Genomic DNA, 22,945 nt, shown 5'->3' with positions numbered 1-22,945 from the left:
CATGGAACAAAAAAGACCAGACGATTATGAAGTGCCAACGGCAAAAAAACGAACAGAGAGGATATAGAATGATCTACTGTGTGGAAGATGAGAGAAATATCAGAGAGCTTCTTGTCTATACCCTGGAGACAACAGGCTTTGAGGCAGAAGGTTTTGAAACCGGGGCAGAACTTGACACAGCCATGAAAAAAAATATGCCGGAACTGATCCTGCTGGATATCATGCTCCCGGGTGAAGATGGGTATAATATTTTGAAACGACTGAAAAGTGATACCAGGACCCGGGATATCCCGGTGATCATGGTCACAGCCAAAGAAGCGGAGTTTGACAAGGTAAAAGGTCTGGAGGGCGGCGCAGATGATTACATCACCAAGCCCTTCGGGATGATGGAATTTGTAGCCAGGGTCAAAGCGGTCCTTCGGCGCTGCGCAAGGCAGAGCGAAGAGAGAGAGCTGTACTGTAAGGATCTTCGTGTCAATGTGTCCCGTCACGAAGTCAGCTATCAGGGTGAGGTGAAGGAGCTGACCAGAAAGGAATTCGAGCTTCTGGAATATCTTATGGAGAACAAAGGACTGGTCATGTCCAGAAACCAGATCCTGTGCCATGTGTGGGGCTATGATTTTGACGGAGAAACAAGGACTGTAGATGTTCATGTACGGACTCTCCGACAAAAGTTGGGAGAAGCCGGAAATTTGATCGAGACAGTGCGTGGCGTGGGATACCGGATCGGAGATCATGTATGAAAAAGAAAATTCTGCATCATACAAGCATTATGATCATTTTTGCTGTTCTTGTCACGTTTCTGGCAGCAAGTGTGATCACCTACAATAAATTAAACACATACATGCAGCGGGGAGTCCGTGAGGAAGCGCAGTATATCTGCCTTGCCATGGATGAGTATGGAGACTCCTTTCTCACAAAAAAGCTTCGGACAGTATCATCAAGTCGTGTGACTCTCATCCGTAAAGACGGAACCGTTCTCTACGATTCTGAGAACTCTCCGAAAAAACTGGCAAATCACAGTGATCGTCCGGAATTTATACAGGCAGAAAAAAATGGAAAAAGCGAAAGTATCCGTTATTCAGAAACCTTTGCAAAAAAGACCTTTTATTATGCGGTGAAGCTGGATGACGGAAACGTGCTCCGTGTAGGAAAAACCGTAGACTCTATATATTCCACATGGATCTCAAGTCTTGCGGTGCTGGGACTTCTGATGCTCCTGGTACTGATCCTGGAGTTTGTTTTTGCACAGAGACAGACCAGAGAGCTGATCCGTCCGGTCAACGATCTGGATCTGGAGCATCCGCTGAACAATGTGTGCTATGAGGAGCTGCGTCCCCTTCTTGTGCGGGTGGATGAACAGAACCGGCAGATCCGGCAGCAGGTAAAAGAACTGAAGGAGGCAGAGGAGATCCGGAAGGAATTTTCTGCAAATGTTTCCCATGAGCTGAAGACCCCGCTGATGTCCATTTCCGGTTATGCGGAGCTTATGATGAACGGCATGGTTCCGGCAGATCATATACAGGAATTTTCCGGAAGGATCTACCATGAATCAATAAGACTTTCCAATCTGGTAGCGGATATCATCCAGCTTTCCAGACTGGATGAAAGCAACAGTGAGGTTCCTTTTGAAGAGGTGGATCTTTATGAGCTTGCGGAAGACGTAAGAAATAATCTCAGACATCCTGCCGGAAAGAAAAATATTTTCCTTGAGCTTGCCGGAAGTGCAGAGAAGATCAAGGGTGTCCGCCATGTACTCTATGAGATGCTTTTTAATATTGCAGACAATGCAGTCCGCTATACAGAACAGAATGGTCATGTGCGGATCATGGTAGGCAACCGGAAAGGGCATCCGTTCTACTGTGTGGCAGATGACGGGATCGGAATCCCGAAAAGTGAACAGGGAAGGATCTTTGAGCGCTTTTACCGGGTAGACAAAAGCCATTCCAGACAGACCGGCGGAACAGGTCTGGGGCTTTCCATTGTGAAGCATGGAGCAACGCTTCATCATGCACAGATCAACGTGGAAAGTGAACAGGGAGTTGGAACCAGGATGGAGATCGTTTTCCCGGAGAATACTTCTGACCGAAAATAAACTGAAAATAATCAGTAGGATTTCATGGTGAAGTGTAGTATAATAAAAAAAGGTTCAAAGGCCGGTCGGATGAGAATCTAACCGGCTTAAACTATGTATGGGAAAAAATCCCTGTATTTCTAAAAATCAGGAGGAACAAAATTATGAAAGAGCCGGTTCTGGTAGTAATGGCAGCAGGAATGGGAAGCCGCTACGGCGGACTGAAACAGATCGATCCTGTAGATCAGGAAGGTCATATCATCATGGATTTTTCCATTTATGATGCCGTACGTGCAGGCTTTAAGAAAGTGATATTCATCATAAAAAAAGAGAATGAACAGGATTTCCGCGATGCCATCGGCGACCGCTTAAGTGACAAGGTGGAGATCGTTTATGTGCATCAGGATCTCAACAACATCCCGGAAGGCTTCCAGGTTCCGGAAGGCCGTGTGAAGCCATGGGGAACCGGACATGCGGTATTAAGCTGTGCCGGAGAGATCGACGGACCGTTTGTGGTGATCAATGCAGATGATTATTATGGAACCCATGCCTTTAAGATGGCGTATGATTTCCTGATCCAGGCTCAGGAGGACACCGTACCTGCCCAGTATATGATGGTAGGCTACCGTCTTGAGAATACCCTGACAGACAACGGCTACGTTTCCAGAGGTGTCTGTGAGACAGATGAAAATGGATATCTTGCAGATATCAATGAGCGAACACACATTGAGAAACGTGACGGCGGAGCAGCCTACACAGAGGACGATGGAAAAACCTGGACAAGTCTCCCGGGAGAGACTCCGGTATCCATGAACATGTGGGGATTCACCGGCGGATTTATGAAAGAGCTGGTAAAACGCTTCCCGGTATTCCTTGAAAAGAGCATCCCGGAAAATCCTCTGAAATGCGAATATTTCCTTCCGTTTGTAGTTGACGAGCTCCTCCAGGAAAAAAAGGCAGCAGTCAGGGTCCTTACCACACAGGATAAATGGTACGGAGTGACCTATAAAGAGGACAAACCGGTAGTGGTAGCCGCGATCCAGAATCTGAAGGATCAGGGACTTTATCCGCAGGGACTCTGGGATTAAGTAGTAAACCTGGTTTTCTGCTATTGTGGAAACAAAGGAACAGTGCTAAAATAAACAGGAACAGTTAGATCCAATAGAGGAGGAGAAAAACTATGGCAATTTTAGTAACAGGTGGAGCAGGATACATTGGAAGTCATACCGTTGTCGAGCTGCAGAGCGCAGGATATGATGTTGTAGTAGTTGACAATTTATGCAATTCCAGTGAGAAGGCTCTGGACAGAGTATCCAAGATCACAGGCAAACCGGTGAAATTCTATAAAGCAGATATCCTGGACCGCGAAGCATTAAATGAAGTTTTTGATAAAGAAGAGATCGACTCCTGTATTCATTTTGCAGGACTGAAAGCAGTTGGTGAATCTGTTGCCAAGCCGTGGGAGTATTATGAGAACAATATCGCAGGAACCCTTACTCTTGTAGACGTGATGAGAAAACATAATGTTAAAAATATTATTTTCTCTTCCTCAGCAACCGTATACGGAGATCCGGCAATGATCCCGATCACCGAGGAGTGCCCGAAGGGACAGTGTACCAACCCATATGGCTGGACCAAATCCATGCTGGAGCAGATCCTTACAGACATCCAGAAGGCAGACCCGGAGTGGAACGTAGTTCTTCTTCGTTACTTCAACCCGATCGGTGCTCATAAGAGCGGAACCATCGGTGAGAATCCAAATGGTATCCCGAACAACCTGATGCCATATATCACACAGGTAGCAGTAGGCAAGCTGAAAGAGCTTGGCGTATTCGGAAACGATTACGATACACCGGATGGAACAGGTGTCCGTGACTACATCCACGTAGTAGACCTTGCCAAGGGCCATGTAAAAGCCCTTAAGAAGCTGGAAGACAATTCCGGATTAAGCATCTACAACCTTGGAACCGGAAAAGGCTACAGTGTTCTTGATATCGTTAAGAACTTTGAGGCAGCTACCGGCGTCAAGATCCCATATGTGATCAAACCACGCCGCCCAGGCGACATCGCAACCTGCTACTCCGATGCAACCAAAGCTGAGAAAGAGCTTGGCTGGAAGGCAGAGAACGGAATCCGCGAGATGTGTGCAGACTCCTGGAGATGGCAGAGCCAGAACCCTAATGGATATGAGGCTTAAGGAACAGAAAGCTTAATTACATAAAAACATAAAAGCGATATAAAACACGGCAGACAGCCCCGGAGGGATGTCTGCCGTGTTGCTTTTTTGAGGGTAAAAAAGTCGCTTATCATTTCCATAAGCGACAGGTGATTTTCTCTCAAATTGCATAGTTTTTGAATCTTAATCAATGATATCATTGCACACTGTCACTGTCAAGATACGAAAAATGCACCACTTTCGACCAAAAATGCAGGTTTTTTCGGTTGATTTTTTTTATATGCGACAAATTTTCCTTTTTTTCGCTTATTAGTGGTCACAAAAATGGTCAGACTTTTGCTATAATAATGCGAAAAGGAGACTACGATTATGCCTAGAAAAGGGGAAAATATCAGAAAAAGAAAAGATGGCCGATGGGAAGCACGCTATGAAAAATGTCGTGACCAGAATGGACGTATCCAGTACGGATATCTGTATGGTCGTACATACGAGGCTGTAAAAAAGAAAAAGCTTGCTGTTTTATGTCAGAATAATCTTCAAAACTCTCCGGGAAAGTGTTATGTATTTCGAAACCTCAGTGAAGAATGGATGTTATCCATGCGTTATGCTGTAAAGCTCAGCACCTATGCCTGCTACGAAACACTTCTTGATACACATATCCTTCCGGAATTTGGTGATATGCCGTTGAAATACATCTCTTCTGCTTCCGTATATGCCTTCTCTGAAAAGCTGAAACAGCAGGGGCTTTCGCCACGTACCATCAAAAATCTTCTGATTTTGTTCCACAGTATTTTACGCTATGGTGAAAAACAGGGGTATCTGAATCTTTCACAGCTGGAATTTCGGTATCCCAAAATAAATACCAGTCCTTTTCAGCTTATTTCTCATGAACATCTCACAAAGCTGATCACAGTTCTCTCTGCTGAGGACTCAGAATTTTCCATCGGCATCCTGCTATGTATTTATACAGGGATCCGCGTTGGCGAGCTCAGCGGCATCCGGTGGGAAGATATTGATTTTGATAAAAAGCTGCTTCATATAAGACGAACGATCTCACGGATAAAAAATCTTGATTATTCTGGTGAATCTGATGAAGAACCCAAAACCGTTTTAATGATAGGTCCTCCTAAATCAGTCTCATCCATCAGGGATATTCCAATCCCTGATTTTTTATTGAAAAAAATGAAGCGGATTGCTGCTGAACCTGATTCATACCTGCTGACGGGTACGAATCGTAAATGTATGGAGCCCAGAAATATACAGCGTAAATTCCAGAAGCTCCTTCAGCAATGTAAAATCCCTAGTATCAACATTCATTCTCTCCGGCATGCTTTTGCCACCCGTTGTACGGAAATGGGATTTGACAGCAAGACACTTTCTGAAATTCTGGGACATTCGTCCGTCAAGATCACCATGGATATTTATGTGCACAGCAGCATAAAACAAAAACAGAAGTGCATGGAAAAGCTGAACTATTAGCAGTCAGAATTATGGTCAAAGCAGGCCGGAAGTCCGCATTTATACGGGTTTCCGGCCTGTTTGTCGCTTATGGAAATGATAAGTGACAAAAATAATAATTTAGATAAGTTATATTATAATGATTTTTCTTTGCAAAAAACGGAGAACCAAAATGAAAGAACCGGAAACCGGAAAAAAAGAAAACACCGGAAAAAGTGGCTACAGCATCACAACCTGGCGACTGCATCTCTGGTGCAGACATCCGGAATGGCTGCGGACCACACAGGAATTTTATAACCGGATCGCTGAATTTTATTACAAACTGCTTCTGGATCATACGGATCTCTGGGAAATGGGAAGCCAGCAGACTTTACGCGAGCTGGAGATCATGAGCATTCCGGGACGAGGCGGACGCATACCATCAGATCCCCTCCCCTGGCAAAAGGTTCCGCTGTATTTTCGAAGAGCAGCAGCCAATGAAGGAATTGCTTCAGCCAAAAGCTATCTCAGCCGTTTTGCCCAGGATGAGAAGATTGGCAGAGCCGAGAAACTAAATGCAGCAGTTACTTATTACAAAGGAATGTATCAGGATTTTTCCGCTAAAGAGATCACGTTGCGTGTCTGGACAGGAGACACATGGACCTGGATGCATTGCCGGCTGTCAGGCAGAGACTTTCCGGAAAACGTCAGACTCATGTCACCATCCGTAGTTTTTGAATACAAATATGACATGCTGCATGTTCCAGTACGTCAGAACAATGAAAATACAGCAACCGTACGTCAGAGGATGCAGGCAGGATGCAGGATACTCTGTATTCAGTTTACAAACAGTGATGCCTTTGCTGCAGGCGCTGTTCTGGACGGAACCGGTCAGGAGATCGCAGTGAAGTTCTGGAAAGGCGGAAATGAATACAGCCATCATTGCAGAAAGCTTCTGGAAAAGATCCAGAAGTCCCAGGAAGCAACCGGAGGCAGACAGACAGGCAGAGTTGATCAGAAATACTGGATGCATCTGAAACATCTTTCTGAACACTATGGACACCAGGTCACAAGCCAGATCTTATGTTTTGCCGTAGAGCAGGACGTTTCTGTGATCGTACTTCCACGTTATAACCAGGAATATTCCAAAAACGTCATGAAAGGCTCAGGAAACTGGGGCCCGCTCCACTTAAGCACCAGGATCCGCCAGTACCTGGACTACAAAGCATGGAAAAACGGAATCATCGTTATCGAAGTCCACGCCACCGGAATCAGCACAAACTGTGCCAGATGCGGTGCAGAAATCATTCGGACTGACACCAGAACAGAACTATGCTGCTGCGCCAATGGACATCAGATGAACCGATATTTGAATGCTGTGAGAAATCTCGGGGAAAAGTGCCTGACACAGTTTGGACGCAGAGCATGAAGGGAAGAACAAAGGAAACAGAATATCAGTATGAAAAGCGAGCAGGTGGATTGACCTTATGGCATGTCAGAAAACAGATGTCATAAGGTCAGTGCATCGGCTTTGCCGTGCTGACAAAAAGAAAGCGAAAGCAAAACACGGTGTATATCAGTGATAAACACCGTCGGGTTGAATACCGCCTGTCGTGTGTGTACCTGAAGAAGGGATGGGCACGGCGAAGAATGTGCCGGCTTTTGAGTTGGGGAGTGTATTCGAAGTTATGAAAAATAAAAACTTGCATATGGAGGATGAATAGAAAAAAAGAGAGAAAGCATGTAAGGAAATATTGAAATGACGAAGAATACGCCTACAGTAAAAATTATAGTAGCAACACATAAAAAATATGAAATGCCTCAAGATGCAATGTATCTTCCACTGCATGTTGGCGCAGAGGGAAAAACAGATCAGAATGGAAATCCGCTGGATTTAGGATACCAAAAAGATAATACAGGAGAAAACATTTCAAACAAAAACGCTGCGTATTGTGAGCTTACAGGCTTATATTGGGCGTGGAAAAATCTTGACACGGATTATACAGGATTGGCACATTACAGACGCCATTTTGGAAAGAAAACCAAGGCACCATTTGAAGGTGTTCTTACGTATAATGAGTTGCGCCCAATGTTGGAAAAATATAAAATTTTTGTACCTAAAAAAAGAAAGTATTATATAGAAACCTTATATTCCCATTATGAACATACACATTATGCATCTCAATTAGATATCACCAGAGAGATAATCGCTGAAAAATATCCCGACTATCTGAAAAGTTATGATGAAGTTGTAAAACACACTTACGGATATATGTTCAATATGATGATCATGCAAAAAAGATATCTGAATGATTATTGTGAATGGTTATTTGATATTCTCTTCGAGTTAGAAAAACGCATCGATCCACAGGAATTATCAGCATTTCAGGGGCGATTTTATGGAAGAGTAAGCGAGATAATATTTAATGTGTGGCTTGATGGTGAGATTAAACTAGGAAAAATTAAGAAAAATGAGATTAAAGAGTTGCCTTACCAGCATATGGAAAAGATTAATTGGTGGAAAAAGAGTACAGCGTTTTTAAAAGCTAAGTTTGTTGGAAAAAGATATGAAGGGAGCTTTTAAATAAGAGGATTATGAATGAAAAAATATTAATTTCATATATTATTCCAGCATATAATGCGGCTGATACATTAGAAAGAGCTGTGGAAAGTATTACACATACTTGTAACATGGAGAAATGTGAAATATTGATTGTTGAAAATGGATCAACTGATTACACCAATAGTGTTGCATTAAAATTAATTCAAAAATATGGAGAAAATGTTAAACTAATTCATTCGGAAAAAGGAGTGTCAAGAGCTAGAAATGAAGGATTGAAAAACGCCAGAGGAGAATGGATTGTCTTTGTCGATGCAGATGATTATATAGTATCTAAAAGCAAAAAATATATTTACGAAGATATATTAAATGCTAAAGCGGATTTGTATGTATATAGTTACGAGATTGGTAATAGAGCAAATTATATAAACAATAAAGAAGAGAAAACATATTATTTTAATGACTCTGCAGAAAAAATGAAGTTGGAAATGATCGCAAATCCAACAAAATTCATGCAGGTTTGGGGAAAGATTTTTAGGAAAAGCATTATTTATGAAAATAGAATTGGCTTTAATACAAAAATGCAGCTTTCAGAGGATAGTGATTTTACATTACATTATTTAATGCATTGTTCCAGAATTAGCATAAGTGATACGATATTTTACCATTATTCTATAGACAATGAGTCTACGATGAGGAGTAACGCAGATAAAAAAGTACTTCAATATATTGAAGCTATGAATATAACGAGTAAGTATATTGAAAAACAACATGAAAATGTACAATTGGCATTTAATGATTATATTTTAATGCATTTAAATATAGCCTGTGTTAGAGGTATATTTTGCGTTAATAATAAAGAAAATTATGTAAAAAAAATAGAGCATATAAAAAAAATTATAAATACACCTGTATTCAAAGATGCGATAAAAAAGTTCCATATAAAGAATAATTTTTCAGCGAGAACATTGCCTGTTTTTTTTATGAAATATAAATTGGTTCATATTGCAAGTATCATATATATTGTGCGGGCATATCAAAATTATATTTACGAAAAAAGTAGAAATTAAAATAGTCAAACATTAAATTGTGAGGAAACCTATGTATAAAATATTAGTTTTTGGTATGACAGAAAATCCAGGTGGGGTAGAGAGTGTTATTATGAATTACTATCATTACATGGATAAGAATACCTTTCATTTTGATTTTTTATGTAATTCATATAATAAAATCGCTTTCGAAGAAGAAATTATTTCCAATGGTTCACAAACCTTTCATTTTCCTGCGAGAAGTAAAAATTATAAAAAATACAAAAAAGAATTAAAAAATTTTTTTGAAAATAATGCCTCTAAGTATGATGCAATATGGGTGAATGTGTGTAGTCTTGCCAATATTGATTATCTGAAAATGGCAAAAAAATATGGGATAAAAAGAAGAATTATACATAGCCATAATTCTCAAAATATGGATAGCAGGTTAAGAGGAATTTTACATAAATATAATAAAAAAAGAATTGCTTATTATGTAACGGATTTTTGGAGCTGCTCAAAAGAAGCTTCGGAATGGTTTTATGATTCTTCAATAATAAAAAAATCTATTATTATCAGTAATGCGATAGACGTAGAAAAATATTGTTTTGATGATGTGAAGCGAAAAAAATTGCGGCGAGATTTGAAGTGGGAAGAAAATTATATCATAGGAAATATAGGAAGGTTGCATTTCCAAAAAAATCAAATGTTTATTTTAGACATATTTGAAAAACTTATAAAAAAAGAACCAAAAGTAAGATTGATTTTAATAGGTGATGGAGAAGACAGGACAAAGCTTGAAAAAGAGATTGATAAAAAGAAACTAAATAAGTATGTACATATGGCCGGAATTCAGAAAGACATATGTGGATGGTTGAGTACATTCGATCTGTTTTTGTTTCCATCTAAATTTGAAGGCCTCAGCATGGCTGCGATGGAAGCTCAGGCAAATGGAGTACCTATGTTAGCATCTGACAGTGTAATTCCTAAAGAAGTTAAAATTAATCCATCATTTATATTTTGGAATTTGGAAAATTCAGCGGAGTCTTGGGCAGAAGAAATTTTAAATATCAAAGAAAATATAAACCGAGTGTCCCAAAAGGAGATAGTGGATAATTTTACAATGCGAGGATACGAAATTCATACTGAAGCAAAAAAATTAGAAAAATTATTGTTGAATGGTGTGGTGAACAAATAAGTTTAAAAATAAAAGAAACGGTAGTGGAATAATGGACTGATAAAGAGAAAATAAAAAAAACAATCAGACAATCAGACAATAAGGCTATTTCTATGAGACGTTTAATAGGGAAGAAAGATAGGAGCGCGTTTTATGGATATATATCGCACAATAACTATTTAACCTTTATATATTAAAGAAAGGACAGTGAGATAAGAGATTTGTGTTTTATCTCTGTAAAGTATGAGAAAGTTAGATAATACGGAAGTTAAAAAGTATATTTTGAATATATTATGTGAGTTTGCGGCATTCTGTGATCAGAATGGGCTGAGATATTATTTATCGGGAGGAACTTTGTTAGGAGCAGTACGCCATAAAGGGTTTATTCCATGGGATGATGATGTTGATTTATTAATGCCACGTCCAGATTTTGATAAATTACATGATTTATTAAGAAAAGGAAATATTCGACCATATTATAAATTAATCAGTCTACAGATGGGAAATAGTTTTTGGCCATTTGCCAAAATTATTGATACAAGAACCTATGTAAAAAATGAATATTCAAATGTTGATCAACATTTGTGGATTGATATTTTTCCGATGGATGGTCTTCCGGATGATAAGGAAGAAAGTGATATATTGTTGAGTAAAGCGGAACCATTAAAAAAATGGATTAATCGATGCAGTGCAACTATAGGAAAAGGAAAAGGTTTTGTACGAAGTATAGTTAAAATACCGATGATTCTTTTTTTGCGAATGTATACACCAGAAAGATTTGGGAGAAAATTAGATAAACTGGCTCATCAGTATGATTTTGACAAACAGGAGTATATTGGTGGAGTTGCTTGGAGTTTGGGTCCTAATGAAAGAATGAAAAAGAAAGAATACTTACCATATAATGATGTGGAATTTTGTGGGAAAAAATTTCATGCGCCAGCATGTTGGAAGTTTTATTTGACACAAATATATGGAGACTATATGCAACTTCCGCCAGAAAGTAAGCGGATAAATCATGAGTTTGATGCTTATATTGAGGGATGATTGAGGGAAAGGCGGATATAATAAATGAATTATTATGTTGTGGAAACCGATAAACATAAGTTGATACAAAAAACAGCTGGAGTTAAAGCCAGACAAGATGTAGAAACTATTTTTAAGTGGAATAATTTAAAAAAAATTGAGATTCCATGCCTGATAGAAGGACGTGAAAACAAAACAAGATTAGGAAAAATAAAAGCACATTATGATGTTTATATGTTATGGAAGAATGCATTAAAAAAAATAAAAAAAAATGATTGGATATATATTCAGTTTCCATTGTTAGAACATACAATGCTGTTTTCATTACTTATAAAAAATTTGGAAAAAAGAGGAATACATACTTCAATAATCATACATGACGTTGAGGCAATTCGTTTTACATTAAGAAATGATGTTCCATTATCTCGAAAAATTAGAATGAGATTTGAAGAAATTAGTTCATTTAAGAATTGCAGTAAAATCATTGTGCATAATGAAAAAATGAAGTCATTTATGCATGAAAAATGGAAAATACATAAAGATAAAATGGATATATTAGGAATATTTGATTATTTAGTTGAGAATTATAATGAAGAATTATTAGAAAAGAGAAACTTAAGCAGAAAAGGTCCAGTTATCATAGCGGGAGCATTGAGTAAACATAAGGCTGGATATATATATAATTTACCGGAAAATTGTAACTTTAATTTATATGGAATTAATTTTGAACGAGAAAAAGCTTCTTCAAATACAAATTATGTTGGGGCATTTAATCCAGAAGAATTAATTTATAATCTACAAGGTAGTTTTGGCTTGGTCTGGGATGGGGACAGCAGTGCTACTTGTACTGGAGTTTATGGAGATTATCTTAAAATTAATAATCCGCATAAGACATCAATGTATTTGGCAGCTGGAATTCCTGTAATTATATGGGAAGAAGCTGCATTAGCAAATTTTATTAAGAAAAATCATTGTGGAATAACAATAAAGTCAACAGATGAAATTAGAAACATAATAGACAATATGCTCGATGAAGAATATGAAACATTAAAAGCTAATGCGTGCAAAATTGGTGGGAAATTAAGAAGAGGATATTTCTTAAAAAGTGCAATGAAACAAAGTATATAATATTTGTGAAGTTATATTGAACTTCTAATATATGAGGAACAGGTGAAAATGTTTAATCTTATAGTACTTATTTTAGTAACAATTGTATTTTTAATGTTTGGGTATTTAATTACTCATGCAGATATTTTTTCTCCATTTTGCGTTTTTTGTGAAATGTTTTTAATTGCAGAATTTTTGTGCCTTTTTTTTGTAAGGATGTACAAGGTAGAAATTCATTTGAAGACTATTTTAGTAATTGCTTTAGGAACGATTTCATTTGGAATTGTTAGTGCTTTTTTTAACATGAAAAGAGTTGATGTTCGAAATTATGGAGAACAACATTCTAGAAATTATATTTCTATAAATTATTTGATTCAACTAGTATTTCTTATTTTGGAAGTTCTAGTAGTGTTTTATCATGCTAAATATATAAAAGATGTTGTAGCTGCGTTTGGGTATAGTACTTCATCAATTTTTGATATAGCCGGCAAGTACCATGTCATTGCACTGTTCAATTATAATAATTTTATTGAAAAGGCAGTCTCTGCATCTTTTATATATAGACATGGTATTGTTTGGATAACTGCATATGCATATGTATTGCTTTATATTTTAATTAATAATTTAGCCGTAAAGAAAAAAATAGAAATTATACAGATAATATATTTGGGAATTTATGCATTTGATCAGATGTTATCAGGTGGTAGAACTGCATTATTTAGGATGATAACTGCAATTTTGATAATAACGGTAATATGTTTTGGACTTAATAAACGTCGAAATTTTACAAAGTTATTATTTAAAATTGTAGGTATTATTTTTGGAATAATTTTATTACTTATCGGAATCAATATGCTTTTGAATCGTACGGGTGAGAATAGCACTTTAAATCTAATTCTGGAATCAATTTATGTATATATTGGAGCTCCAATACAAAATTTGGATACGTATTTACAAGGAACTCGTCATACACCTGAATTGTGGGGAAGTCAAGTGTTTCGTAATATCTATACGTACTTGGGAGGAAAATATGGAATAAGTCAATATTTATATCAATTAGATCTTCCATTTTTAAAACATAATGGATTAAATACTGGTAATGTATATACAACTTTTTATCAGTTTTATTATGATTTTGGTTATGATGGTATTGTACCGCTTATGGCAATAATTGCTTTATATTTTAGTTGTGCTTATAGAAAAATATATAACAATAAACCTTTTACAATAATAATATATGCATATTTATTTAATGATTTAATTATGTTGATTTTTTCAGACAGATTTTACGAAACGGTAGCATCAATAGGTTTTGTGAAGCACTTGTTAGTCACATTTATATTATATAAGGTGTTGATTGATAAAGGAGTTGCATTGGAGTATAGACATGGGATTAAACTTAAATTCAAAAGGCAAAAGAAAACAGTAATACCAATGGGAACAAATTAGAACAAAAAAAATGGACAAATAATCAAGAGATAATTGAATTTGATTAACACGAGCTAGAGACTAGGAGGTTCAAGGGATGAATATTGCAGTGATTTTTGCTGGAGGTGTTGGAAGCCGTATGCATAGTAAAGATCGACCGAAACAGTTTCTTGAAATGTATAATAAACCAATAATAATACATACATTGGAATATTTTGAAAACCATTCTATGATAGATGCGATTGTGGTTGTGTGTATAAAAGATTGGATTCCATATTTAAATAAACTTCTTTATAAATTTCGTATTGAAAAAGTAAAATCTGTAGTTCCTGGAGGGGAAACAGGTCAATTATCCATATACAATGGTCTTAAATCTGCAAAACAGATTGCAAAAGATGAAAAAAGCATTGTTTTAATTCATGATGGCGTTAGACCATTGATTAATGAGAAAGTAATTAGTGATAATATTCAATCGGTGATTAAATATGGTTCTGCAATCACAACAGCTAAAGTAAAAGAGACAATACTTGTTGTTAATGAGGGAACAGCAACAATTGATTATGTCCCAAGTCGGAACAATTCAAGAGTTGCCAAAGCTCCACAAAGTTTTTGGCTAGATGATATTTTGAAAGCTCATGAAAAAGCACTTTCAGAAGGTGAAAAGAATTGTATTGATTCTTGCACAATGATGCAAAGATATGGATATGATCTTTATCTGATTGATGGACCAGGAGAAAATATTAAAATTACAACACCAGAAGATTTTTATACTATGCGAGCTATTCTTGAAGCAAAAGAAAATGAGCAAATATATGGGCTTGAATAAGGATAATAAAAAGCTTATAAAGAAAAATAAATTAAAGGAGGAGATGCTGGATGAGAAAAGGACCGCTAGAGGATGATTTGCAATATATCGCAAAATATCCGTTACAGTATGAGCAGCTGAAGGAAACCACTGTTCTGGTAACTGGGGCAACTGGGCTTATCGGAGCTTCAATAGTAAGAGCGCTTATAGCAGTAGAAGGTATTCATATTATTGCATTAGTGAGAAATATTGAAAAAGCAAATAAATTATATAGTAGACATGAGTTGGACAATATTGAGCTTATTGTTGGTGATATCACATTTCCTATTAATGTTAATAAAAAAGTTGACTGGATCTTTCATTGTGCTGCTGTAACAACATCTAAATTAATGATTGAAAAACCAGTAGAGACATTATCTACAGCAATAGAGGGTACAAAAAATATTTTAGAACTTGCTCGTAAAAATAAATGTAAATCAATGGTATATATTTCATCAATGGAAATGTATGGAACATTTAATAATTCTGATACAGAGATAACAGAAGATAAGATTGGTTACATTAATCCATTGAAAGTACGTAGTAATTATCCTGAAAGTAAGCGGTTATGCGAAAATATGTGTGTTGCATATATGAGAGAATACGGAGTTAAAGTCAAGATTGCTAGGTTAGCACAAACGTTTGGCGCAGGAATTTTGCCAGGGGAGAATCGTGTATTTGCTCAATTTGCTAAAAGCGTAATTTCAGGAAGAGATATAGTATTGCATACGAGAGGATTATCGGAAGGAAATTATTGTTATACTCGAGATTGTGTTTTAGGATTATTTATAATTTTACTTTGCGGAGAAAATGGTGAAGCATATAATGTGGCAAATCCAAAATCACATACTACAATTGCAGAAATGGCGCATATGGTTGCGGATAAAATTTCAAATGGGAAAATTAAAGTAATATACGATATTCCTAAAGATAATGTATTTGGTTATGCAGAAGATACGAAAATGAAGTTAAATTCTGATAAATTACAAGCTTTAGGGTGGACACCAGAAATAGGCTTAGAGGATGCATATAAGAGAATGATTGAACAGATGAAGATTGAGGAAATATAGAGTAAGTACGAAAATCTTATAAGTAAGAGAGTAGAAAAAATAAATGAAAAAGAAATCAATAAAACTAAATTTTGTTATGAATATAATTCTGACAATGTCTTCTTTCATTTTTCCATTGATAACTTTTCCGTATGTATCAAGAGTTTTATTGCCAGTTGGAACAGGAAAAGTGTCGATGGCAACATCTGTTATTACATATTTTTCTATGTTTGCTCAATTAGGTATTCCTACATATGGAATTCGGGCGTGTGCAAAAGTTAGGGATAATCGTGAGAAACTTTCCAAGGTGGCACAGGAACTTTTGATCATTAATATAATCATGAGTATGATTTCTTATATGGTATTGATTATATTGTTGTTTTATGTACCTAAATTTAGATGTGAAAAAGAATTGTATGTAATGTTGAGTTTTAACATTATTTTGACATCTATCGGCATGGAATGGTTATATAAAGCCTTGGAACAGTATACTTATATCACAGTACGATCAGTTATTTTCAAATTTATCGCGCTGATTTTTATGTTCTTTCTCGTACATAAACAGACGGATTATGTTATTTATGGTGGAATAACAATTTTTGCAGCTTCTGCATCGAATATTTTAAATTTGATTAATGCACATAAATTTATAAATCTGAAGCCTGTTGGAAATTACAATTTTAGACGACACCTAAAACCAGTATTGATATTCTTTGCTATGTCATGTGCAACAACAATATATACAAATCTTGATACGGTAATGTTGGGATTTATGACAACAGATACAGATGTGGGATATTATAATGCAGCAGTAAAAATTAAAGTAATCCTTGTGAGTGTTGTAACATCATTAGGGACAGTATTGTTGCCTAGAGCATCTTATTATATACAAAGAGGAGAATTGAAAGAGTTTCATAGAATTACAAGAAAGGCATTGAATTTTGTCTTTTTAATGGCAACACCTTTGTTTGTATATTTTATTTATTTTGCAAAAGAAGGGATTTTCTTTTTGTCAGGTAATAATTATGTTGGCTCTATTATACCCATGCAGGTGATTATGCCAACTCTTTTATTAATTGGTATTACAAATATACTTGGAATTCAGATACTTGTACCAACAGGACGAGAGAAAATTGTATTATATTCTGAGATTGTTGGTGCTGTCGTGGATGTCATTATCAATGCACTATTGATCCCGGTTTATGCGTCAACGGGAGCTGCAATAGGTACATTGGTTGCTGAGTTTGCAGTTTTTGTTGTCCAGTTTTATGCGTTAAAAGATGAAATTTTGAATACTTTTCGACAGATACATTATATAAAAATATTAATTGCATTGTCTGTCGGTAGTATTGTATCTTTGTGGGTGAAAATATTAAATTTAGAATGTTTTTTTTCATTAGTAATATCATCACTTCTTTTTTTTGGTGCATATGGATTTGTATTACTGATTTTGAAAGAAGAACTGTTTCTTGAAATTTTTAATACAATAAAAAATAAAATAATATAATATCTGTTGCATTAAATGATGAAAGGGAGAGATTAAATAAAAAGAATGGAAAATGTAAACAAAAACAACATATATCGGCAAGAAGATAAGGATATATTAAGAATTATATTGGTAGCTTTGGTAGTTATAGGTCACGGGACATATTATAATATAACTACAAAATTTGGAGGCATTAATTACGGAACTATGATGTCAGATGCGTCTATATCTGATACAATGTTTCATAAAATTACAAGCATTTTAACAAATTTTATTTATACATTTCATATGCCAGCATTTATAGCGCTATCTGGAAGTCTTTTTTCATTGAAAAAGAATATTAATACCAGGGGAACTATTATAAAAAAGACAAAAAGGTTACTGGTTCCATTTATTGCTGTATGGATTTTCTGGAATTTACCTGTTAAATATTTTTCGGGTTATTACCATGGTGTTAGTATAAAGGGAATGCTATTGCAGTTGATTTTTCCTTCATGTGTATATTTATGGTATTTAGAATGTTTGTTTTTGGTGTTTGTCATTGCAAGTTTTGTTTGTAAATTAGAAACAAAAAAGCAAATAGTTATAGTTAGCTTTTGTTGGTGCATAGGAGTAATCTTATATAAAGGATTGGATCAATATCACGTTTTGGGAGATCCTTTATATTATCTTTTATGGTTTTATCTGGGATATAGATTGGAAAATATGATTGAGTGGTTGAAAAAACATAATATTTGGAAAGATTCATCGATATTATGTTTGTTTGGGCTGGTATGTTTATCTTTTATTGTCGATAAAATAGTAAAGATTCATTTTTTCCATTTTTTGAGTTCGTATATTGTATGTCCATTTTTTATGTTGATAGTTTTAAACTATATAGTAAGGCATATAAAAATAAATGGTAGAGCAATAAAGTCATTGAGTGACTATGGAATGGGAATATATTTGTATGCAGAACCATTAAATTATTTATTTTTATTTTGGTTTTATCGTTTTTGTGGAATTGAATTTTTTGGTTCAGAGTTCGGGGCAGCAATAATATATTTTTCAAGAATTGTTATAACACCAATAATAGCAATAGGTATTACATGGATATTAAAAAAATTTAATTTGAAATATTTATATTAATAAGGCAGATAGAAAGTTAAAGATGTAACTAAAGAAATTGATAACAGGGAGAAATTAAAATGATGTACAATTATTTAGTAGTAGGTTCCGGCTTATACGGAGCAATCTTCGCGCACGAAGCAAAAAAATCAGGAAAGACAGTTCTTGTAGTAGACAAGCGACCGAATATTGCTGGAAATGTTTACACAGAGAAAACAGAAGGTATTAACGTACATAAATATGGAGCACATATTTTCCATACTAACAACAAGAAAGTATGGAATTATATCACTCAGTTTGCAGAGTTCAACAGGTTTACAAACAGCCCGGTCGCTAATTATAAAGGGGAACTTTACAGTCTTCCTTTTAATATGTATACATTTAATAAAATGTGGGGTGTGGTAACACCGGAGGAAGCTGCAGCGAAGATTGAGGAGCAGAGAAAAGAAGCTGGAATTACAGAACCAAAGAATCTGGAAGAGCAGGCAATTTCACTGGTCGGACGTGACATTTATGAAAAGTTGATCAAGGGTTATACCGAGAAACAGTGGGGACGTGACTGTAAGGATCTTCCTTCGTTTATTATTAAACGTCTGCCGGTTCGTCTGACATTTGATAATAACTATTTTAATGCTTTGTATCAGGGTATCCCAGTTGGAGGTTACACGAAGATGGTAGCAAATCTTCTGGAAGGTATTGAGGTTCGTTTGAGTACAGATTATCTGGAAAACAAAGATAAATTAGATGCGATGGCTGAAAAAGTAGTTTACACAGGTCCGATCGATGCATATTTTGATTATAAGCTTGGTACACTGGAATATCGTTCCGTGCGTTTTGAAACAGAAACTCTGGATAAACCGAATTTCCAGGGAAATGCAGCTGTGAATTATACGGATCGGGAAACTCCATGGACGCGTATCATTGAGCATAAATGGTTTGAATTTGGTAAGGATGAGGAAGGTAACGATCTTCCTAAGACAGTGATCAGCCGAGAATTCAGTTCTGAGTGGAAGCCGGGGGATGAGCCGTATTATCCTGTTAACGATGAAAAGAATGGAGCTCTTTACGCAGAGTATAAAAAGCTGGCAGAAGCTGAGACAAATGTGATTTTTGGCGGACGTCTTGGTGAATATAAATATTATGACATGGATCAGGTTATTGCGGCTGTATTAGACCGCTGTGAAAAAGAATTGCATTAAGATCAGGAAATGAGGGGAAATTAAATGCAAACAACATTACTTATCATGGCTGCTGGTATCGGTTCCCGTTTTGGCGGTGGTATCAAACAGCTGGAGCCGGTTGATGAACAGGGCCATATCATCATGGATTATTCGATTCATGACGCAATCGAAGCAGGTTTTAACAAGGTGGTTTTTATTATCCGAAAGGATATTGAAAATGAATTTAAGGATGTGATCGGGAATCGGATCGAGGCGGTCTGCAAGGCGCATTCTGTTACTGTGGAGTATGTTTTCCAGGATATCAACGATATTCCGGGAGAACTTCCGGAAGGTCGTACGAAGCCTTGGGGTACCGGACAGGCGGTTCTGGCTGCAAAGGACGTTTTGACAACGCCTTTTGTTGTGATCAATGCAGATGATTATTATGGAAAAGAAGGATTCCGTGAGATTCATGATTATCTTGTAAAAGGAGGCCAGTCCTGCATGGCTGGTTTTGTGTTGAAGAATACGTTGTCTGATAATGGTGGTGTGACACGTGGTATCTGCAAAATGGATGAGTATAATAATCTGACGGAGATTGTGGAGACTTCCAATATTGTAAAGAATGCAGAAGGTGCCGAGGCGGACGGCGTAAAGCTGGATACAGAATCACTTGTTTCTATGAATATGTGGGGATTGGCACCGGAGTTCCTGAAAACGCTGGAAAGTGGTTTTCAATATTTTTTTGAAAAAGTGGTCCCGGAGAATCTTATAAAGGCGGAATTTTTGATTCCAACATTTATTGGAGAACTTCTGGCAGAAGGAAGGATATCCGTAAAGGTTCTTCGTACCAATGATACTTGGTATGGTATGACTTATAAAGAGGATGTTGCTGCAGTGAAGGATAGTTTCAGAGAGATGTTGGAAAAAGGAATTTACAGAGAAGAGCTTTTTGCTGATTTATAAGAGTTTTTTTGTATAAAAGCGAGACCGTCAGTAAATGGGGATAATGTTACTATTATTTTATATAGAAGGCATATAAGAATATAGAATCATTTGCAAATGGCCCCAATATATAAAGAAATAAAGGAACATTGTGATGAATATATCGGTGATGAATTCGAAGGATAATTGGAATATATTTAGCAAAAATCGTAATGCAATTTATGGTGTGGCGATAATTTCAATTATGATATTTCATTTTTTTGAAGATATAGCAAATTCAAATTTATCCGGAGGGGGATTGGGATTTTTAGGCAAGTTGTATAACACATTCATTGGTAGTGTTGGAGTTGAGTTCTTTGTTTTTCTGTCCGGCGTTGGATTATATTTTTCGATGTCAAAAGATTCCAATATTTTGCATTTTTTTCAGAAGAGAATAAAGAGAATTTTGCCAGCTTATCTTATGGTTGCTATTCCATATTGGATTGTGATTGATCTTATTATCATGCAAAAAGGTGTCAAGATGTTTGCATTTGATTTTGGCTTTGTTACATTTTTTACACAAGGGACAAGAACCTTTTGGTATGTGTTATTTATTGTTTTTGCATATTTAATTTATCCATTTGTTTATAAGATATTGCATGTAAAGTGGTCAGATTGGGGGCAACTGTTAATTCTTCTTATTATAGCTTTAGTTATTCAATTTTTACCGAGAATTGTAGCTCCTGTATTGAATTTAAATATAGAAATTCTATTGGGAAGATTTCTTGTTTTTTTCATAGGGTGTTGGTGTGGAAAAAAAGTTTACCAGAATGCTTGTATTAATAATATAGATAAAATGGGAATTTTATTTGGAGTAATGATAATGCTGTGCGGCTTTTTACCGGTAACCAAAATAGTTGTGTCAAAACTAGGATTTAGGATTTTGATGTGTTTTTGGGGGATTTTTTTGCTGTATTGTATTGCTGTAAGTATGCGAAAGATGCCTAAAAGAATTGTAAAGATATTGGAGCAGTTTGGAAAAATGTCTTATGAATTATATTTGACTCATGTTGCAATTAGAGCACTTATGAATGTTATAGGGATAAAGACATTTTATTTTCAAAATTATGTTTTTTGTATTTTGATAAGTTTGTTTTTGACATACACAATTGTAAAATTACAAAAAAAGCTGATTTAGGGTAATAGATAATAATCGGCTTCTGCCTTGGTCAGAAGAATAGCAAAATGCTCAGATCCCCCACAAAGGATCTGAGCATTTCCAATACGAACTATTTCTTCTGTAATTTCAGCACGTCCTCAAGAGAAAGTCCTGAAAATCTGGAGATGTCTTCAGGGGAGAATCTTGGATCCTGAAGCATACGCTGTGCTGTCAGCATAGCTTGTTCCTGATGGCCTTCGGCACGTGCATCATCGCACATTTCCTGAACAGCCTGACACATATTAACCCTCCCTTCTGTTTCTGTGAAACGTAAGTTGATACCGGTTATGGAGTCGATGACCCGGGCTGCTTTGAGCTCGAGTGACCGGAAGCCGGGACTCTGTGATGTAAGCTCCTGGAGCTTCCGTTTATCTTTGGAATATTTGATGAAGAGCATGACTTCTTTGAGATTGCTCTGGAGTTTGTCAAGCTCTTCATCCTTTATCTCGGCAGGTGAGAAGAGATTGATCCGGTAATCCGGGACCATGGAAAGAATTTCGGGGTCCTGGACAGAGAGCATTTCGTGGAGGCTCCTGGGAGCGTTCCAGGTGTCGGAACCGAAGTACACGACCGTGGTTATGACTGGGATGAGCCGGTCATCCTTGTAGAAGCCGGTGAGATATTCTCCGGATGTGGAAGGCCATTGTTTCGCTTCTCTGTGGGATCTGGCGGAATTTTCTACCTGCCCTGCGTATTCTAATGCATCATAGACCATGTTCTTGACCGGCATTGCGAAGTGAGGTTCCGACTGGTTCTCAATCCCCAGGAGAAGATAGATCCTTGAATCGTCGTGCATAACATTAAGAGATTTGAATTCGTCCCGGAATTTCTGGACAGGAACTTCTGAAATGCCGGATCCGTAGGGGACAGCGAGAGCTGTGGTATCCAGTGGATGAAGCGTGTCAGGGTCTATGACGTTTTTTCCTTTGTACAGCATATGGTTGAACACATCCGCAAAAACGCGGTTGTCAGCCATGTAATCTTTGGTGATGGTATCCTTTGTACCCATAGGTTTCACCACCTTCGATCTGTTTATGTGATCAGAGTAGTTTATTATCTGATCCAGTTACAGGGTATCATACATTTTGGTGTTTGAGAAGCGGATATCTGATATTTTATCATTTTTGCAGCTTGCGGAGATCTGTT

At 36.6% G+C, this 22,945-nt stretch carries 20 protein-coding genes; 19 read left to right on the top strand and 1 reads right to left on the bottom strand.

Features of this window, described 5'->3' with window-relative positions; genetic code table 11:
• The first annotated feature begins 68 nt into the window (after positions 1 to 68).
• The 19 genes from BLP57_RS01080 (at position 69) to BLP57_RS00990 (ending at position 21,778) form a co-directional block, all read left to right on the top strand.
• Positions 69 to 743, top strand: a complete 675-nt coding sequence (locus tag BLP57_RS01080; RefSeq protein ID WP_022427063.1) for a winged helix-turn-helix domain-containing protein — start codon at positions 69 to 71, stop codon at positions 741 to 743.
• Positions 740 to 2,095, top strand: coding sequence for a sensor histidine kinase (locus tag BLP57_RS01075; protein ID WP_092068654.1), 1,356 nt, complete (start codon positions 740 to 742; stop codon positions 2,093 to 2,095). The genes BLP57_RS01080 and BLP57_RS01075 overlap by 4 nt, the downstream gene beginning before the upstream one ends.
• Before the next feature lie 143 nt (positions 2,096 to 2,238).
• A complete protein-coding gene (locus BLP57_RS01070; RefSeq protein ID WP_021652265.1) occupies positions 2,239 to 3,162 on the top strand; it encodes a sugar phosphate nucleotidyltransferase in 924 nt (307 codons plus the stop codon).
• Positions 3,163 to 3,254: 92 nt separating this feature from the next.
• On the top strand, positions 3,255 to 4,271 hold the full coding sequence (gene galE, locus BLP57_RS01065; protein WP_015527335.1) for a UDP-glucose 4-epimerase GalE: 1,017 nt from the start codon (positions 3,255 to 3,257) through the stop codon (positions 4,269 to 4,271).
• A gap of 348 nt (positions 4,272 to 4,619) precedes the next feature.
• Positions 4,620 to 5,729: a tyrosine-type recombinase/integrase gene (locus tag BLP57_RS01060; protein WP_092068651.1), complete on the top strand. Its 1,110-nt coding sequence runs from the start codon at positions 4,620 to 4,622 to the stop codon at positions 5,727 to 5,729.
• A 151-nt stretch (positions 5,730 to 5,880) separates the two neighbouring features.
• Positions 5,881 to 7,116, top strand: a complete 1,236-nt coding sequence (locus BLP57_RS01055) for a zinc ribbon domain-containing protein (protein WP_175442933.1) — start codon at positions 5,881 to 5,883, stop codon at positions 7,114 to 7,116.
• Between the two features lie 330 nt (positions 7,117 to 7,446).
• Positions 7,447 to 8,271, top strand: a complete 825-nt coding sequence (locus BLP57_RS01050) for a DUF4422 domain-containing protein (protein WP_059086096.1) — start codon at positions 7,447 to 7,449, stop codon at positions 8,269 to 8,271.
• A gap of 11 nt (positions 8,272 to 8,282) precedes the next feature.
• The gene (locus BLP57_RS01045; protein ID WP_092068645.1) at positions 8,283 to 9,317 is read left to right on the top strand and encodes a glycosyltransferase family 2 protein; all 1,035 of its coding nucleotides are present in this window, start codon (positions 8,283 to 8,285) and stop codon (positions 9,315 to 9,317) included.
• A gap of 31 nt (positions 9,318 to 9,348) precedes the next feature.
• Positions 9,349 to 10,473 (top strand): glycosyltransferase family 1 protein, encoded by a 1,125-nt coding sequence (locus tag BLP57_RS01040; protein ID WP_092068641.1) that lies wholly within the window; start codon positions 9,349 to 9,351, stop codon positions 10,471 to 10,473.
• A 222-nt stretch (positions 10,474 to 10,695) separates the two neighbouring features.
• A complete protein-coding gene (locus BLP57_RS01035; protein WP_092068638.1) occupies positions 10,696 to 11,496 on the top strand; it encodes a LicD family protein in 801 nt (266 codons plus the stop codon).
• 24 nt (positions 11,497 to 11,520) lie between these two features.
• Positions 11,521 to 12,603 carry a hypothetical protein gene (locus BLP57_RS01030; protein ID WP_092068636.1) on the top strand — a complete coding sequence of 361 codons (1,083 nt, stop codon included), beginning with the start codon at positions 11,521 to 11,523 and terminating at the stop codon, positions 12,601 to 12,603.
• 48 nt (positions 12,604 to 12,651) lie between these two features.
• Entirely contained in the window at positions 12,652 to 14,031 is a 1,380-nt protein-coding gene (locus tag BLP57_RS01025; RefSeq protein WP_092068633.1) for an O-antigen polymerase, read from the top strand.
• A gap of 76 nt (positions 14,032 to 14,107) precedes the next feature.
• Positions 14,108 to 14,836, top strand: a complete 729-nt coding sequence (locus BLP57_RS01020; RefSeq protein WP_092068630.1) for an IspD/TarI family cytidylyltransferase — start codon at positions 14,108 to 14,110, stop codon at positions 14,834 to 14,836.
• Positions 14,837 to 14,886: 50 nt separating this feature from the next.
• A complete protein-coding gene (locus tag BLP57_RS01015) occupies positions 14,887 to 15,924 on the top strand; it encodes an NAD-dependent epimerase/dehydratase family protein (protein WP_092068627.1) in 1,038 nt (345 codons plus the stop codon).
• A gap of 43 nt (positions 15,925 to 15,967) precedes the next feature.
• The gene (locus BLP57_RS01010) at positions 15,968 to 17,410 is read left to right on the top strand and encodes a flippase (protein WP_092068624.1); all 1,443 of its coding nucleotides are present in this window, start codon (positions 15,968 to 15,970) and stop codon (positions 17,408 to 17,410) included.
• Positions 17,411 to 17,455: 45 nt separating this feature from the next.
• Positions 17,456 to 18,517, top strand: coding sequence for an acyltransferase family protein (locus BLP57_RS01005; RefSeq protein ID WP_092068621.1), 1,062 nt, complete (start codon positions 17,456 to 17,458; stop codon positions 18,515 to 18,517).
• A gap of 62 nt (positions 18,518 to 18,579) precedes the next feature.
• Complete coding sequence (gene glf, locus BLP57_RS01000) at positions 18,580 to 19,695, top strand: UDP-galactopyranose mutase (RefSeq protein ID WP_334292735.1); 1,116 nt, start codon at positions 18,580 to 18,582, stop codon at positions 19,693 to 19,695.
• 24 nt (positions 19,696 to 19,719) lie between these two features.
• A complete protein-coding gene (locus BLP57_RS00995; RefSeq protein WP_092068615.1) occupies positions 19,720 to 20,622 on the top strand; it encodes a sugar phosphate nucleotidyltransferase in 903 nt (300 codons plus the stop codon).
• 148 nt (positions 20,623 to 20,770) lie between these two features.
• On the top strand, positions 20,771 to 21,778 hold the full coding sequence (locus tag BLP57_RS00990) for an acyltransferase family protein (protein WP_175442932.1): 1,008 nt from the start codon (positions 20,771 to 20,773) through the stop codon (positions 21,776 to 21,778).
• A 91-nt stretch (positions 21,779 to 21,869) separates the two neighbouring features.
• Here BLP57_RS00990 and BLP57_RS00985 read toward each other — a convergent pair whose 3' ends face one another.
• Positions 21,870 to 22,808 (bottom strand): Rpn family recombination-promoting nuclease/putative transposase, encoded by a 939-nt coding sequence (locus tag BLP57_RS00985; protein ID WP_092068609.1) that lies wholly within the window; start codon positions 22,806 to 22,808, stop codon positions 21,870 to 21,872.
• Positions 22,809 to 22,945: the final 137 nt, after the last annotated feature.

This window comes from Blautia sp. SF-50, assembly GCF_900101315.1.
GTDB lineage: Bacteria > Bacillota > Clostridia > Lachnospirales > Lachnospiraceae > Blautia_A > Blautia_A fusiformis.
This window is presented reverse-complemented; position numbering and strand designations above follow the sequence as displayed.